Origin of the sequence: Bradyrhizobium sp. LA6.1 (genome assembly GCF_040547805.1) — a bacterium.
GTDB lineage: Bacteria > Pseudomonadota > Alphaproteobacteria > Rhizobiales > Xanthobacteraceae > Bradyrhizobium > Bradyrhizobium barranii.
Genome location: NZ_JBEPQK010000001.1, coordinates 745,196 through 759,549, shown reverse-complemented (window position 1 = coordinate 759,549; position 14,354 = coordinate 745,196). Strand labels below are relative to the sequence as shown.

Genomic DNA, 14,354 nt, shown 5'->3' with positions numbered 1-14,354 from the left:
CGATGAACGAAACAGCGATTGCGCGTACAGATGACGAGCCGGTTCAGGTCCGCCCCTCACGGGAGAGCGATGTCGAGGCGATGCTGGCGATCTACCGCCATCACGTCCGCAATGGCGTGCCGCGCGATGTCGAGGGAACCGGCGCGCCCGAACCGGACGATCTGCGCGACCGCCGCAAGAACCTGAAGCAGACCCGCCTGCCGCATCTGGTCGCGACCTATCGTGGCGAGGTGGTCGGCTATGCCTATGCCGTGCTGTTCCGCAAGCGGCCGGCCTATCGCTACACGGCCAAGCACTCGATCTACGTCCACCACGAGCATCTCGGTCGCGGCGTCGGACGGCTGCTGCTCCAGGGAATGATCGATGCGTGCGCGGCGGCCGGCTTCCGCCAGATGATCGGCTATATCGATGCCGACAACGCGCCCTCGCTGGCGCTGCACGAAAAGTTCGGCTTCGCGCGCGCCGGCCTGCTCTGCGGCGTCGCCTATCGCCACGGCCGCTGGTCGGACACTGTCATGGTGCAGCGATCGCTCGGCGCGGGCGTCACCGCTCCGCCGACGCTACCGGCACCGGGCCGTTAAACCTTACGAGGGAAAGTCAGCCGGCTTGACCTGGATCCGGTCGGCATGCAGCGACCAGTGATGCAACGCCTGGTCCTTGCAAAACCTCGCCTTCGCCCGCTCCCTGGCTTCGTTCTCGTCGGTGGCGTCGATTTCGAGCGTGCCCTGGCAAACCTCGATCTGCCGGCCGTACTGGCCGAGCACGTCCTTCATGAACCTGACGACATAAGTTGACATGGGACCTCCTGCCTGCGCCAGCGTGCCCCGGCGGCACTTTAATCCCATTTAGCCTGAACCGGGAAAGGAGATTTTGACGCGGATCAAGATCGGTGACGGTTCCCGCCGCCAACCTAGGCGTCGATACAATCCGTCAGCGATCACGTCTTGATATCGAGGAGGGTCTGTTCTGTCTCGGCGTAGGCTTGAATGACCTTCGCATTGGCGATGAAGCTGTACTTGGCGGCCGCCATTTGAACGAACTCGCTGGCGAGATCGACGTTCGGCGCGGCGACCAGGCCGTCCTCGTTTGCGAAGGGAGCGCTGGGGTCGGATTGTGCGGTATAGCTCGGCGAAACCGTCGACACGGTCGCGACCGTACCGCCTGGCATCGAGCCGCTCGATTGGGAGACCTGATCGACGCGCAACGGCACATAGGCCGCTGGAAATGTCGGGCCAATGCTCGAGCCGCCCGCACCGGCCGATGTGCTCGATCCGCTTGAGGCGGGTAGCGGGCCGGTCGTGCGCACATTGGCGATGTTGCTCGCGGCTACGTTCACACGCAAACTCGCCGCGGAAAGTCCTGACGTCGCAATCGAAAATATGCTCATGGACTTCAACTACAGGACAAGTGATACGCGTTCATTCACGCCATCAGTAAAATCCGCCGCTTTCTGTTTTCATCCGCGTAACCAACGATCGGAGCGCGATCAGGCTTCGCACGCCCCTACCCCGGCGTCACGCCGAACGCCTGCTTGAAGCGCTCGGCGTAGCGCGGCCAAACCTCGGGATTGATGATGCGCGGCGGGCGTTTGCCGTCGAGCGTGTCCAGCACCTGCTCGGCGGCGATGCGGCCCATGTTCTGGCGCGCCTCGATCGTCACGCCTGCGGTGTGCGGGCTCGCCAGCACGTTGTCGAACTGGAGCAGCGGATGCTCGGGCGGCGGCGGCTCCTTCGACCAGACGTCGAGGCCGGCACCGGCAATGCGCTTGTCGCGGAGCGCCTGGAGCAGCGCATCCTCGTCGTGGATGAAGCCGCGCGCCGTGGTGATGAAATAGGCGTGCGGCTGCATCAGCGCGAATTCGCGCGTGCTGATCATGTTGCGGCTTTTCTTGTCGAGCGGACAGGAGATCGAGACGAAATCGGCGCGGCGCAGCAGCTCGTCGAGCTCGACCTTCTCCCCGCCCCGCTCGGCCATCACCTCGGCCGACAAATACGGGTCATAGGCCAGCACCGTCATGCCGAGCAGGCCCCTGCACAGCGCGGCAATGCGGCGGCCGACATTGCCGAGGCCGATGATGCCGACGGTCTTGTGCTCGACCTCGTTGCCGACGAGCTCGTTGCGGTTGACGTCGCGCTCGCGGCGCAGGCGCCGGTCGGACTGGATGATGCGCTTGGACAGCGTCAGCATCATCGCCAGCGCATGCTCGGCGACCGAATGCGCGTTGCCACCGGACTGGTTGACGACCAGCACGCCCGCATCGGTGCAGGCCTCGACATCGACGGGATCGAAGCCCGCGCCATTGCTGGAGACCAGCAACAGGTTCGGCGTGCGCTTCAGGAAGGCGGCATCGACATGGAAATGCGGGGCAAGTTCGTCGCGGGCGGCGCCGATCTGGTAAACATGCGCCGCGTTCAGGATCGGGGCATAGAAATCTTCCGGGCTCTCGTTCTCGATGCGATCGAGCCGGACGTCGGACCGCGCCTTCAGGATGTCGATATAGATCGGATTGGCCAGGTATTTGACGTAGAAGACACGCTTGCTATTGACGGACATCAGGACCCTTCCGGCTCTCTCAAGGAGACCCGCAAGGCCAGCGCACCCCGCGCTCCGTCCATGCGTTCCTCCCGTTTTTGCATTATCGCCGCTTATGACATGGCGGTGCCGGCCACGGCAGGCCGTCTGGCGCAGATCACGGTGCTGGCCCAGACATGTTGACAATCCCGCTGCCTGCGTCAAGTTCGGCAGACCGCCGCGACGACCAGAACCAAGAAGCATGCGCGGCTCAAGGGAGAACGCAATGGCGCTTGCGGAACAGCAGACCTCGCCCCAGGCGGCACAAGGCGCCAGCGACAGGAGCTGGCACGGCATCGTCCTGCAGACCCTGAAGCGGAACGAGATCAGCCTGATCCCTTACGTGCCCGACCGCGTGCTGACGCCGCTGATCAAGAACCTGCACGCCGACCCCTTCTTCACCACCTTTGCCACCGCCCGCGAGGAGGAGGCCGTCGGCATCGTCTCCGGCGCCTGGATGGGCGGACGGCGCGGCGCGGTGCTGATGCAGACCTCCGGCTTCGCCACGCTCGCCAACGTGCTGGCCTCGCTCGCGGTGCCCTACCAGATCCCGCTGATCATGTTCGTCTCCGAGCGCGGCACGCTTGGCGAGTTCAATTACGGGCAATCGCTGGTCTGCCGGACCATGCGCCCGGTGCTGGATTCGCTCGCGCTAGAGCACCACACCATCACCCGGCTCGACGAACTCGAATTCATCGCCGACCGCTCGATCAAGCAGGCCGTCACCACGCAGGCGCCGGTGGCGCTGATCCTCAACCCGCTGCTCACCGGCGGCAAGGTTTTCGACAAGTGAGGCCGGCCAGAATGAGCACAGATTTGGACAACCGCAACACCAAGGTCATGAACCGCTTCGATGTCACCTCGCGCCTGATCGCCAGGCTCAAGCACGAGGAAGCGGTGATCGGCGGCATCGGCAACACCAATTTCGATCTCTGGGCCGCCGGCCACCGCCCGCAGAATTTCTACATGCTCGGCAGCATGGGGCTGGCTTTCCCGATTGCATTGGGCGTCGCGCTGGCCCAGCCCGATCGCCGCGTCTTCGCGCTCGAAGGCGACGGCTCGCTGCTGATGCAACTCGGCGCGCTCGCGACGATTGCGGCGTTGAAGCCGAAGAACCTCATCATGATCGTGATGGACAACGGCATCTACCAGATCACCGGTGCGCAGCCGACACCGGCCGCTGGCGTCGCCGACATCGTCGCCATAGCCACAGGCTCGGGACTTGCCAACAGCGTCTGGGCCGCGGACGAGGAGGATTTCGAGCGGCTGGTCGACAAGGCCATGTCCGCCTCCGAGCCGAGCCTGATCGCGGTCCGCATCGACGACAAGCCGGGCGTGGGTACCACCCGCAGGGATCCCGTTCAGATCCGGGAACGCTTCATGCACGGCCTCGGCGTGCGCGAGCCACTTTAACGTTTCGTCATTAACTACACGGCGATCTGATCCCTGCCCCGTAACAGGCCGTTGCAAATCCGTGCTATCGGCACCGGATGCCCATTTTTGTTCGTTTTTTTGCCTGGCTGCTCGCGGCCGCCGTCACTTTCGCAACCCTCGGCCCGCCCGGCCTGCGGCCTCATTCCGATCTCGGCCAGGACGGCGAGCACGCCCTCGCCTTCATCCTGGTGGGACTGGCCTTCGGCCTCGCCTACCGGAATCGCCGCTGGGCTGTCGCCGCCTTCGCGGTGGTCCTGATCGGCGTGCTCGAGCTGATGCAGTTCTGGGCACCGGGACGGCATGCACGGCTGGACGATTTCTTGGTCGATGCCGGCACCGCCTGCATCGGCTTTGCGCTTGCCGCCGTCGCCGATTGGATCATGGCACGCCTCCGCGCCAGTTCGGCCCTGACGAACTAGGGCCCCGCGGAGTGACGCTCCGCAGGGCCCGGCTGTTCAAAGCCTTCGCGCTCTGACCGATCAGTCGATGATCTTGACGACGCGGCGCGTGCGCGGTTCGACGATGACGCGGCGATCGTTCACGACCGCGTAGCGATACTCGGTATAGTTCGGCACGGGGCGCAGCACCACGGTCGGGGGCAGCGGCTCGCCGACGACGACGCGCTCGTGGATCACGACGGAATCGTCGCGCGGGATTCCGCCAAGCACGGCATTCGGAATTTCGAGGCCCGCGCCGACGGCCGCACCGACGGTGCCGCCGACCATCGCGCCGATCGGTCCGCCGATGTCGCCACCCGCACGTGCGCCGTCCCTGGCGCCCTGTTCGGTCGTCGACTGGGCAAAGGCTGCACTCGACGCCAGCAGCGACACGGCAGCCAGCGAAATCGCAAGACGGGTCTTCATGTCCACACTCTCCAGTGATTGTTCTGCGCCTTCAACCGCGGGGTCGGACCATTGTTCCGGTTCCCGCACGACGAAAGACGCGCCAAATCTGGAGAGTGTTACCGCGTAACACTTATGCCGCGGCGATCTCGTGTCCCGCCATCAGTTCCAGTGCCCGCACCATCGCGGAATGATCCCAGGCCTTGCCGCCATGCGCGGTGCAGGACGAGAACAATTGCTGCGCCAATGCCGTGCTCGGCAGCGACAGGCCGAGCGCGCGCGCACCTTCGAGCGCGAGGTTGAGATCCTTCTGGTGCAGCTCGATGCGGAAACCCGGCTCGAAATTGCGCTTCACCATGCGCTCGCCATGCACTTCGAGAATCCGCGACGATGCAAAACCGCCCATCAGCGCCTTGCGTACGAGAGCGGGATTGGCCCCCGCCTTGGATGCGAACAGCAGCGCTTCGCTCACCGCCTCGATCGTCAGCGCGACGATGATCTGGTTGGCCACCTTCGTTGTCTGGCCATCGCCATTGGCGCCGACATGCGTGACGTTCTTGCCCATCTTGTCGAAGATCGGCTTCATGGTGCCAAAGGCCCGCTCCGGCCCGCCGACCATGATGGTGAGGGTCGCGGCCTTGGCCCCGACCTCGCCGCCCGACACCGGCGCGTCGAGATAGTCCGCGCCCAGCGCCTCGATCTTCTTCGCAAACTCCTTGGTCGCCAGCGGCGAGATCGAGCTCATGTCGACGACGATCTTGCCCTTGGAGATGCCGCTCGCGACGCCGTCCTTGCCGAACAGCACCGCCTCCACATGCGGGGTGTCTGGCACCATGATGATGACCGCATCCGCCTCCTCGGCGACTTCCTTCGCCGATTTGCAGGCGATGCCGCCCGCGGAAATCAGCTCAGGCGCGACCGGCGCGACGTCATGCAGCAGCACGCGATGGCCCGCGGCCAGAAGGTGGCCGGCCATCGGCCGCCCCATGGTGCCAAGTCCGATGAAGCCGATGTCGATCATGTCTACGTTTCCTCAGGTCTCAAATGTCTGCGCGGCGTGCCAGGACAGGCCTTCCAGCGTCGTGGTGCGCGGCTTGTATTCGCAGCCGATCCAGCCGCGGTAGCCGATCGCGTCGAGATGGCGGAACAGGAAGGGGTAGTTGATCTCGCCGGTGCCGGGCTCATGGCGGCCCGGATTGTCGGCGAGCTGGATATGGGCGATTTGGGGGAGATATTCCTGCATGGTCCGGGCGAGATCGCCCTCCATGATCTGCATGTGGTAGATGTCGTACTGGATGAACAGATTGTTCGACCGCACCTCGGAGATCAACTGAACCGCCTGCTCGGTGCCGTTGAGGTAGAAGCCGGGAATGTCGAGCGTGTTGATCGGCTCGACCAGGAGCTTGATGTTCTCGCGCGCCAGCGTCGAGGCGGCAAAGCGAAGGTTGCCAACCAGCGTTTCGTTGAGCTCGCGCGGGTCGGCGTCGGCAGGCGCGATGCCGACGAGGCAATTGAGCTGCTCGCAATCGAGCGCCTTGGCGTAGTCGATGGCACGGAACACGCCGTCGCGGAATTCACTGACGCGATCGGGCAAGATCGCGATGCCGCGCTCGCCCGCTGCCCAGTTGCCCGCCGGAAGATTGTGCAGCACCTGCGTCAGCCCGTGAGCCTCGAGCTGCTCGCGCAGCAGCGCCTTGTCGAAATCGTACGGGAAGAGATACTCGACCCCGGAGAAGCCCGCCGCTTTCGCCGCGGCGAAGCGATCGGGAAACGGCATCTCGTTGAAGAGCATGGTGAGGTTGGCGGCAAATTTCGGCATGATGCTCTCCCCTATTCCGCCGGCTGCAGCACGCCGGGCCGCTTGGTCCCGACCTCGTCCAGCGGCAAGTCCAGCACCTCCTCGAACTCGACGATGTTGTCGATCTCCGTGCCCATCGCGATGTTGGTGACGCGCTCGAGAATGAACTCGACCACGACGGGCACGCGGTGCTTCGCCATCAATTCACGCGCGGTCGCAAACGCCGCCTGCGTATCCTTGGGATCGGTGACGCGGATCGCCTTGCAGCCCAAGCCTTCGGCGACCGCGACATGGTCGACGCCGTAGCCACCGAGCTCCGGTGCGTTGACGTTCTCGAAGGAGAGCTGGACGTGGTAATCCATGTCGAAGCCGCGCTGGGCCTGGCGGATCAGACCGAGATAGGAATTGTTCACGACGACGTGGATGTAGGGCAGATTGAACTGCGCACCGACCGCGAGCTCCTCGATCAGGAACTGGAAGTCATAATCGCCGGACAGCGCGACGATCTCGCGATCCGGGCATGCCGCGCGCACTCCGAGCGCGGCAGGCAGCGTCCAGCCGAGCGGGCCGGCTTGCCCGGCATTGATCCAGTTGCGCGGCTTGTAGACGCCCAGGAACTGCGCGCCGGCGATCTGCGACAAGCCGATCACGGTGACATAGGTGGTGTCGCGGCCGAAGGCCTTGTTCATCTCCTCATAGACGCGCTGCGGCTTGATCGGGACGTTGTCGAAATGGCTCTTGCGCAGCATCGTCTTCTTGCGATCGCGGCAGGCCGCGGGCCACGCCTGGCGCTCGCGCAACCTGCCTGACCGGCGCCACTCCCTGGCGACGGTGACGAAGAGCTCGAGCGCGGCCTTGGCGTCCGAGACGATGCCGAGATCGGGATTGAACACGCGCCCGATCTGGGTCGGCTCGATGTCGACATGCACGAAGGTGCGGCCCTTGGTGTAGGTCTCGACCGAGCCGGTGTGGCGATTGGCCCAACGGTTGCCGATGCCGAGCACGAAGTCGGATTCCAGCATCGTCGCATTGCCATAGCGGTGGCTGGTCTGAAGGCCGACCATGCCGGCCATCAGCACGTGGTCGTCGGGGATCGCACCCCACGCCATCAGCGTCGGCACGACCGGCACGTTGGTGATCTCGGCGAATTCCACCAGCAGGTCCGAGGCGTCGGCGTTGATGATACCGCCACCGGCGACGATCAGCGGCCGCTCGGCGGCATTGAGCATCTCCAGCGCCTTCTCGACCTGCTTGCGCGTCGCGGTGGGCTTGTAGACCGACAGCGGCTCATAGGTCTCGTCGTCGAACTCGATCTCGGCGAGCTGCACGTCGAGCGGCATGTCGATCAGCACCGGACCCGGCCGGCCGGAGCGCATGATGTGAAAGGCCTGGCTGAACACACGCGGCACCAGCGCCGGCTCGCGCACGGTCACAGCCCATTTGGTCACGGGCTTTGCGATCGACTCGATGTCGACGGCCTGGAAGTCCTCCTTGTAGAGCCGTGCGCGCGGCGCCTGCCCGGTGATGCAGAGGATCGGAATGGAATCGGCGATCGCCGAATATAGCCCGGTAATCATGTCGGTGCCGGCCGGACCCGACGTGCCGATGCAGACGCCGATATTGCCGGCCTTCGCCCGCGTATAGCCCTCGGCCATATGCGAGGCGCCCTCGACATGGCGCGCGAGAATGTGGCGGATCGACCCGCGCTTCTTCAGCGCCGAGTACAGCGGATTGATCGCGGCCCCGGGAACGCCGAAGGCAGTCGAGATGCCTTCCTTTTCCAGAATTCGCACGGCAGCATCGACGGCTCGCATCTTCGCCATATCGGACCTCGCTTGAGTTGCGTCAGCGAGTGCGATCATCAGGCGTGCAAGATGCGATCTCAACGAGATCGATTTTATTTTCCACGATGCGGCAGCCGCGGAAAAACCGTGGCGGTCTCAAACGGTTAGATCGACATCGGCGTGAAAGCCGCTCACTCGAACAGCGGCGCCAGCTCCATCTGCGGCACCAGCACGAGACCCTTGTCGGTGATGCGAATTTCCGGAATGACCGATAGCGGAATCAAATTGAAGCCCATGTAGGGGATGGTGCAGCCGGCTTCCGCCCATTCCTTCTTCAGCACCTTGACCGCTTCGGCGACCTCGGTGACCCGTCTGTCGGAGAGCAGGCCGGCGATCGGCAGCGGAACCAGCGCCCTCACCTTGCCGTCGGCGACGACGCAAACACCGCCCTGCTCCGCCTTGATGGCTGATATCGCCGCCTGCATGTCGCCCTCGTTGGTGCCGGCGACGATGATGTTGTGGCTGTCGTGCCCGACGCTGGAGGCGACCGCCCCGCGCTTCAGGCCGAAATCCTTCAGCACGCCGTAAGCGACATTGCCGGCCGACTTGCCGTGGCGCTCGACCACCGTGACGAAGCACAGGCCGTAGCGCTCAAACAGCGACGGCCAATCCTTTGTCGGCTCGATCGCGACCTTCTCATGGATCAGCGTAATGCCCGGCAGCGCGGTCTTGATGGCATTGACGGTACACGCCTTCGCCGGCAATTCCGGCGTCAGCTTGACCTTCTCCGGAAGCTTTACGGTCGCATAGGCCGCCTTCGGATATTGATAGCGTTGCGACAGCGCCTGATCGAGCCGCGGCGTAATCTTGCCGTGCTCGACCACCAGCTCGCCGCCATACCAGGTGCATTGCGGTCTGAGCTGATCGTCCATCAGCACGAGATCGGCGCGGCGGCCGCCGCCGAGCCCGCCGATATCGCCCTCCATGCCGAAGCGTGTGGCGCCATGCAGCGAGCCCATCGACCAGGCCTGTTCGGGCGACATGCCGGCCTTTACGGCCTCGCGCACCACCCAGTCGAGACCGAACAGCAGAAGATCGTCGGCATCACGGTCGTCGGTGCACACGGCCGTACGCTTGTGCGACGCACCGAGCTCGGTGATGGTGCGGATCGCCTGCGGCAGCGAGTGCCAGGGCGTGGTCGGCGGACCGCCGCGCAGAAAAACCCAGACGCCGGCGTCGAGCAGATCGTCGGCGATGTCGCGATCGATCGCCTCATGGGTGTCGGTGACGCCGGACGCCGCATAGGCCGCGACGAATTCACGGCCGTAAACGTGTCCGGACACCGGCCGTCCCCGCTTCAAGGCAGCGGCAAGGATGGCATGACTGCGCTCGTCGCCCATCGTGACAGGCACGAAATCCATCTTCTCGCCGAGCGCGACCGCTTCGGGCCAGCGGTCGAACAGGCCGGCGATCTTGTCCGGCGTGAGGTCGCCGCCCGCGGTCTCCAGTTCCGCCGACGTGGCCGGCACCGTGCTCGGCACCGTCAAAAAGATCGAGAGCGGCGCCTCGCGCGCGTCCTCCAGCATCGCCTCGACACCGGCGACATCCATGACGTTGCCGATCTCGTGGCTGTCGCAGAAGATCGTGGTGGTGCCGTTGAGGAGCGCAGCCTCGGCATAGGCGCAGGCCGTCACCATGGAGGATTCGATGTGGATGTGCGGATCGACCAGCCCCGGCGCGATGATGCCGCCGGCGGCGTCGTAAAGTGGCACCCCGCCCCAGACCTTCTTCGCCGCCCCGGCCGGTTTCACCGCTGCGACGCGGCCACCGGTGATCCAGACCTCCCGACCGGGATGGATGCGCTCGGAATAGGTCGAAAGCACCCGGGCCCCCGTGACCACGAGATCCGGTGCGACGCGCGCGGAGGCGACATCGGCCAGACACCGGGTCATCGAATGCAGCGGTGCGACGGCGAAGCGGGTAAGTCTGGTCATCGGGACCCTCGCGTGGCGTTACGGCCCAGCGATGGTTACGCCCTGCGCTATAGCGGGCAAGCGCAAATATAACGGCAGACCCTGCTTACGCCTTAGGCGCCGAACTGCCCGTCGTCCCCGCCCTTGCGGGCCTGCGCGGGTTCCGCCTTCTCGGCGGTGCGGCGGCAGCGGGCTTCACGCGAATTCGCATCGACCGGCCCTTTGGCTCATCGATCTCAAACGAATTCGTCTTGCGTACGAGGTCACTCAGCTTGCGGAACCCGAACGTTCTCGGATCGAAATCGGAGGCCAGATTGGCGAGCTGCCGGCCGACTTCGCCGAGCGCGACCCAGCCGTCTTCGCTCTCCATCTGGGTGATGACCTTCTTGATGATGGGCGTGGCTGCATCGGGCGGCTGAAGCGACGTCGATCTTGAGGCGGCATCCTGGGTGGTCGCCGGGACGGAGACCAGGTTCTCGGTGTAGACGAACCTTCGGCAGGCCTGCCTGAAGCTCTCCGGCGTCTTCTGCTCGCCGAACCCGAACACGTCGACGCCCTGCTCACGGATGCGGGCGGCCAGACGGGTAAAGTCGCTGTCGGAGGAGACCAGGCAGAAGCCGTCGAACCGGCCGCTGTGAAGCAGGTCCATGGCGTCGATCACCAGGGTTATGTCGGAGGCATTCTTTCCCGTCGTATAGGCGAATTGCTGCTGCGGGATGATGGCGTGCTTCGACAGAATGTCGGCCCAGCCCCTGGACCGTGCATTGGAGAAGTCGCCATAGATGCGGCGGACGCTGGCCTCGCCGATCTTGGCAATCTCCTCGAACAGCCCATCCGCGATCTTCGCAGAGGCGTTGTCGGCATCGATCAGGACGGCGAGACGGGGCGAGCGAAGTTCCGACGGCATGGCGTTTCCTCAACGAGCTGGACGCAGCATTAGAGGACGCTCGCGCCGGGACGGCTAGTCCTCGTTCGCCTTGAAGCGCCCCATCCCCTTCAGCACGAACGGGGCCAGCAGCGCAACCAGCGCGATGCCGAGCAGCGTCGCCGAGATCGGGCTCTGGAGCAACGTCATGGGATCGCCGAGGCTGATCGCGAGCGCACGGCGCAGCTGGCTCTCGGCGATCGGACCGAGGATCAGGCCGACGACGACGGGCGCGATCGGAAAGTCGAACCGGCGCATCAGGAAACCGAGCACGCCGAAGCCGGCCAGCATCGACAATTCGACCACCGAGGGCTTTGCGGCGATGGTGCCCATGGTCGCGAACACGAGAATGCCGGCATAAAGCCAAGGCTGCGGGATCGCGAGCAACCGCACCCACAGTCCGACCAGCGGCAGATTGAGCACCAGCAACATGCAATTGGCGATGAAGAGACTGGCGATCAGGCCCCACACGAGGTCAGGCCGCTCGGCAAACAGCAGCGGCCCCGGGTTGAGGCCGTACTGCTGGAACCCCGCCAGCATCATCGCGGCCGTTGCCGAGGTCGGCAATCCCAGCGTCAGCAGCGGCACCAGCGTGCCGGCGGCGGAGGCGTTGTTGGCGGCCTCCGGTCCCGCGACGCCTTCGATCGCGCCCTTGCCGAATTCTTCCGGATGTTTTGTGAGCCGCTTCTCAGTGGAATAGGACAGGAAGGTCGGAATCTCCGCGCCGCCTGCGGGCAGCGCGCCGATCGGAAAGCCGAACATGGTGCCGCGCAGCCACGGCTTCCATGAGCGCTTCCAGTCTTCCTTGGTCATCCACAGCGAGCCGCGCACCGGTTCGAGCTTTTCCTCGGTGTGGTGGCGCCGCGATGCGACATAGAGCGCCTCGCCGACCGCGAACAGACCGACCGCAAGCGTCGTCACCTCGACGCCGTCGAGCAATTCAGGGACCCCGAAGGCAAGCCGCGCCTGCCCCGTCAGCTTGTCGATGCCGACCAGACCGAGCGTCAAGCCGATGAACAGACTGGTCAGGCCGCGGATCGGAGAATCGCCGAAGGTCGCCGACACCGTGACGAAGGCGACGCACATCAGCGCGAAATAGTCCTCGGGGCCGAAGCGCACCGCGAAATCGACCAGCCACGGCGCGAGGAACGCGAGACCAATGGTGGCGATGGTGCCGGCGACGAAGGAACCGATGGCGGATGTCGCAAGCGCCGGCCCGCCGCGGCCGGCCTTGGCCATCTTGTTGCCTTCGAGCGCGGTTGCCATCGAGGCACTCTCGCCGGGCGTGTTGATCAGGATCGCGGTGGTCGATCCGCCATACATGCCGCCGTAGTAGATGCCGGCGAACATGATCAGCGAGCCGCCGGGATCGAGCTTGTAGGTCACCGGCAGCAGCAGCGCGACCGTCAGGGCCGGGCCGATGCCGGGCAGCACGCCGACGGCCGTGCCGAGGAACACGCCGATCAGAGCATAGAGCAGGTTCATCGGCTGGACGGCGACCGCCATGCCGTGGGCCAGCGCGGCAAAGGTGTCCATCACAGCAGTCGCTCCAGCGGGCCGGTCGGAAGGCTCAGCGTCAACAGCCGGTCGAACGCGAGATAGATGAGGGTCGACATCACGAGGGCGATGATGCTGTCGACGAGGATGGCACGGCGCCCAAACGCCGCCGACGTCGTCACGAACAACGCCGACGTCGCCAGGATGAAGCCGCCGCCGAAGCCGATGATGGCAATGAGGAGCGCGAGGCCAACCAGGATCAGAATCACAGGCACGGGATCGGCGCTCTCGCGCGCCGGCAGATTGCCGCGTAGCGCGTCGATGAAATTACCGATCGCGAGCAGCCCAAGGCCGGTGGCGACCACGACCGGCATCGCCTCCGGTCCCATCCCGTACATCGCAGTGGATTGCAGCCCCCGCGCGTCCCAGACCAGCACCGCGGCGAGACCTGCGAGCAATACAGCGATGACGATGCCGGCGCGATCGACGCGCCGCGGCTGGGCGGGATCGCCTGAGGTCATGACTTGACCAGGCCGACCGATTTCAGCACGTCGGTGACGCGCACGGTTTCCTTCTTCAGGAAGTCGGCGAAGGCGTCGCCGCCGAGATAGGCATCCTCCCAGCCCTTCTGCTTGAGTATCTCCTTCCAGGCGTCCGACTTCACCATCTTCTCGACCGCATCGCTCAGCGTCTTGCGCTGCTCGGGCGTGATGCCGGGAGGCGCGACCACCGAACGCCAGTTGGCGATCACGAGGTCGATGCCTTGCTCCCTAAAGGTCGGGATGTCGCTGCCCGCGATGCGCTTCTCCGAGGTCACGCCGATCGCGCGCAGCTTGCCGGACTTGATCTGCCCGTCATATTCGCTCAGCCCCGAAATGCCCGCGGTGACCTTGCCGCCGAGGATCGCCGCCAGCGATTCGCCGCCGCCGGAGAACGGGATGTAGTTGATCTTCTTCGCGTCGGCGCCGACTGCGCCCGCGAACAACGCGGCCATGACATGGTCGACGCCGCCGGCCGAGCCGCCGGCGAAGGTCACCTTGGCGATATCGGCTTTCACCGCGGCGGCGAGATCCTGCGCGGTCTTGATCGGCGAATTCGCCGGCACCACGATCACCTGGATTTCCTCGGTGAGGCGCGCGATCGGCGTCACCTGCTCGAGCGTGACAGGCGATTTGTTCATGGCGAGCGCACCCACCATGACGAAGCCGTTGACCATCAACTGGTTGCCGTCGCCCTTGGCGCCGTTGACGAACTGCGCGATGCCGACGCTGCCGCCGGCGCCGGGAACGTTGACGACCTGCACGCTGCGCGCGACGCCCGAAGCGACCAGCGCCTGCTGCATCGAGCGCGCGGTCTGGTCCCAGCCACCGCCCGGGGCCGCCGGCGCCATCAGCTTGAGCTCGAGCTGCTGGGCAAAAGCGGGCGCAGCTGCCGCAAGGGTCAGCGCGACGGCTGCGCCGACAAGGCGCGCGGGAAATTTGAACATGGGGGGCATTCTCCAGGGCTCGTGCGGACGTCGTTGATCGGTTG

The 14,354-nt window shown here is 65.2% G+C and carries 16 protein-coding genes; 4 read left to right on the top strand and 12 right to left on the bottom strand.

Features of this window, described 5'->3' with window-relative positions; translation table 11 throughout:
* Positions 1–2: 2 nt before the first annotated feature.
* The gene (locus ABIB99_RS03305; protein ID WP_354174859.1) at positions 3–581 is read left to right on the top strand and encodes a GNAT family N-acetyltransferase; all 579 of its coding nucleotides are present in this window, start codon (positions 3–5) and stop codon (positions 579–581) included.
* 3 nt (positions 582–584) lie between these two features.
* Here ABIB99_RS03305 and ABIB99_RS03300 read toward each other — a convergent pair whose 3' ends face one another.
* The 3 genes from ABIB99_RS03300 to ABIB99_RS03290 all read right to left on the bottom strand — a co-directional run bounded on the left by ABIB99_RS03300 (position 585) and on the right by ABIB99_RS03290 (position 2,553).
* Positions 585–797 carry a hypothetical protein gene (locus ABIB99_RS03300; RefSeq protein WP_014496639.1) on the bottom strand — a complete coding sequence of 71 codons (213 nt, stop codon included), beginning with the start codon at positions 795–797 and terminating at the stop codon, positions 585–587.
* Positions 798–937: 140 nt separating this feature from the next.
* Positions 938–1,387: a flagellar basal body rod protein FlgC gene (locus ABIB99_RS03295; RefSeq protein WP_354174858.1), complete on the bottom strand. Its 450-nt coding sequence runs from the start codon at positions 1,385–1,387 to the stop codon at positions 938–940.
* A gap of 116 nt (positions 1,388–1,503) precedes the next feature.
* The gene (locus tag ABIB99_RS03290; protein WP_354174857.1) at positions 1,504–2,553 is read right to left on the bottom strand and encodes a hydroxyacid dehydrogenase; all 1,050 of its coding nucleotides are present in this window, start codon (positions 2,551–2,553) and stop codon (positions 1,504–1,506) included.
* 244 nt (positions 2,554–2,797) lie between these two features.
* Here ABIB99_RS03290 and ABIB99_RS03285 point away from each other — a divergent pair, with 244 nt between their 5' ends.
* The 3 genes from ABIB99_RS03285 (at position 2,798) to ABIB99_RS03275 (ending at position 4,424) form a co-directional block, all read left to right on the top strand.
* Positions 2,798–3,364 (top strand): thiamine pyrophosphate-binding protein, encoded by a 567-nt coding sequence (locus ABIB99_RS03285; protein WP_014496644.1) that lies wholly within the window; start codon positions 2,798–2,800, stop codon positions 3,362–3,364.
* An 11-nt stretch (positions 3,365–3,375) separates the two neighbouring features.
* Positions 3,376–3,984 (top strand): thiamine pyrophosphate-dependent enzyme, encoded by a 609-nt coding sequence (locus ABIB99_RS03280; RefSeq protein ID WP_354174856.1) that lies wholly within the window; start codon positions 3,376–3,378, stop codon positions 3,982–3,984.
* 77 nt (positions 3,985–4,061) lie between these two features.
* Positions 4,062–4,424, top strand: coding sequence for a VanZ family protein (locus tag ABIB99_RS03275; RefSeq protein ID WP_071915539.1), 363 nt, complete (start codon positions 4,062–4,064; stop codon positions 4,422–4,424).
* A 60-nt stretch (positions 4,425–4,484) separates the two neighbouring features.
* Here the strand turns inward: ABIB99_RS03275 and ABIB99_RS03270 are convergent, their stop codons facing one another.
* From ABIB99_RS03270 to ABIB99_RS03230, 9 genes are all read right to left on the bottom strand, one after another.
* Positions 4,485–4,868 (bottom strand): DUF1236 domain-containing protein, encoded by a 384-nt coding sequence (locus tag ABIB99_RS03270; protein ID WP_014496647.1) that lies wholly within the window; start codon positions 4,866–4,868, stop codon positions 4,485–4,487.
* Positions 4,869–4,980: 112 nt separating this feature from the next.
* Positions 4,981–5,868, bottom strand: coding sequence for a 2-hydroxy-3-oxopropionate reductase (locus ABIB99_RS03265; RefSeq protein ID WP_354174855.1), 888 nt, complete (start codon positions 5,866–5,868; stop codon positions 4,981–4,983).
* 12 nt (positions 5,869–5,880) lie between these two features.
* Positions 5,881–6,666, bottom strand: coding sequence for a hydroxypyruvate isomerase (gene hyi / locus ABIB99_RS03260; protein WP_063984512.1), 786 nt, complete (start codon positions 6,664–6,666; stop codon positions 5,881–5,883).
* A gap of 11 nt (positions 6,667–6,677) precedes the next feature.
* Positions 6,678–8,468: a glyoxylate carboligase gene (gene gcl / locus ABIB99_RS03255; protein WP_247308579.1), complete on the bottom strand. Its 1,791-nt coding sequence runs from the start codon at positions 8,466–8,468 to the stop codon at positions 6,678–6,680.
* A 152-nt stretch (positions 8,469–8,620) separates the two neighbouring features.
* Positions 8,621–10,423 carry an adenine deaminase C-terminal domain-containing protein gene (locus ABIB99_RS03250; protein ID WP_063984514.1) on the bottom strand — a complete coding sequence of 601 codons (1,803 nt, stop codon included), beginning with the start codon at positions 10,421–10,423 and terminating at the stop codon, positions 8,621–8,623.
* A gap of 85 nt (positions 10,424–10,508) precedes the next feature.
* A complete protein-coding gene (locus ABIB99_RS03245; protein ID WP_028150272.1) occupies positions 10,509–11,309 on the bottom strand; it encodes an NYN domain-containing protein in 801 nt (266 codons plus the stop codon).
* A gap of 54 nt (positions 11,310–11,363) precedes the next feature.
* Positions 11,364–12,863 (bottom strand): tripartite tricarboxylate transporter permease, encoded by a 1,500-nt coding sequence (locus ABIB99_RS03240; protein WP_028150271.1) that lies wholly within the window; start codon positions 12,861–12,863, stop codon positions 11,364–11,366.
* Complete coding sequence (locus tag ABIB99_RS03235) at positions 12,863–13,345, bottom strand: tripartite tricarboxylate transporter TctB family protein (RefSeq protein ID WP_166351504.1); 483 nt, start codon at positions 13,343–13,345, stop codon at positions 12,863–12,865. The genes ABIB99_RS03240 and ABIB99_RS03235 overlap by 1 nt, the downstream gene beginning before the upstream one ends.
* Positions 13,342–14,310 (bottom strand): Bug family tripartite tricarboxylate transporter substrate binding protein, encoded by a 969-nt coding sequence (locus ABIB99_RS03230; RefSeq protein WP_354116997.1) that lies wholly within the window; start codon positions 14,308–14,310, stop codon positions 13,342–13,344. The genes ABIB99_RS03235 and ABIB99_RS03230 overlap by 4 nt, the downstream gene beginning before the upstream one ends.
* Between the last annotated feature and the right edge of the window lie 44 nt (positions 14,311–14,354).

Excerpts from the sequence above, each read along its gene's own strand:
- ABIB99_RS03305 (WP_354174859.1), top strand. The coding sequence starts at position 3 with ATGAACGAAACAGCGATTGCGCGTACAGATGACGAGCCGGTTCAGGTC.
- ABIB99_RS03300 (WP_014496639.1), bottom strand. The coding sequence starts at position 797 with ATGTCAACTTATGTCGTCAGGTTCATGAAGGACGTGCTCGGCCAGTAC.
- ABIB99_RS03295 (WP_354174858.1), bottom strand. The coding sequence starts at position 1,387 with ATGAGCATATTTTCGATTGCGACGTCAGGACTTTCCGCGGCGAGTTTG.
- ABIB99_RS03290 (WP_354174857.1), bottom strand. The coding sequence starts at position 2,553 with ATGTCCGTCAATAGCAAGCGTGTCTTCTACGTCAAATACCTGGCCAAT.
- ABIB99_RS03285 (WP_014496644.1), top strand. The coding sequence starts at position 2,798 with ATGGCGCTTGCGGAACAGCAGACCTCGCCCCAGGCGGCACAAGGCGCC.
- ABIB99_RS03280 (WP_354174856.1), top strand. The coding sequence starts at position 3,376 with ATGAGCACAGATTTGGACAACCGCAACACCAAGGTCATGAACCGCTTC.
- ABIB99_RS03275 (WP_071915539.1), top strand. The coding sequence starts at position 4,062 with ATGCCCATTTTTGTTCGTTTTTTTGCCTGGCTGCTCGCGGCCGCCGTC.
- ABIB99_RS03270 (WP_014496647.1), bottom strand. The coding sequence starts at position 4,868 with ATGAAGACCCGTCTTGCGATTTCGCTGGCTGCCGTGTCGCTGCTGGCG.
- ABIB99_RS03265 (WP_354174855.1), bottom strand. The coding sequence starts at position 5,868 with ATGATCGACATCGGCTTCATCGGACTTGGCACCATGGGGCGGCCGATG.
- hyi (WP_063984512.1), bottom strand. The coding sequence starts at position 6,666 with ATGCCGAAATTTGCCGCCAACCTCACCATGCTCTTCAACGAGATGCCG.
- gcl (WP_247308579.1), bottom strand. The coding sequence starts at position 8,468 with ATGGCGAAGATGCGAGCCGTCGATGCTGCCGTGCGAATTCTGGAAAAG.
- ABIB99_RS03250 (WP_063984514.1), bottom strand. The coding sequence starts at position 10,423 with ATGACCAGACTTACCCGCTTCGCCGTCGCACCGCTGCATTCGATGACC.
- ABIB99_RS03245 (WP_028150272.1), bottom strand. The coding sequence starts at position 11,309 with ATGCCGTCGGAACTTCGCTCGCCCCGTCTCGCCGTCCTGATCGATGCC.
- ABIB99_RS03240 (WP_028150271.1), bottom strand. The coding sequence starts at position 12,863 with ATGGACACCTTTGCCGCGCTGGCCCACGGCATGGCGGTCGCCGTCCAG.
- ABIB99_RS03235 (WP_166351504.1), bottom strand. The coding sequence starts at position 13,345 with ATGACCTCAGGCGATCCCGCCCAGCCGCGGCGCGTCGATCGCGCCGGC.
- ABIB99_RS03230 (WP_354116997.1), bottom strand. The coding sequence starts at position 14,310 with ATGTTCAAATTTCCCGCGCGCCTTGTCGGCGCAGCCGTCGCGCTGACC.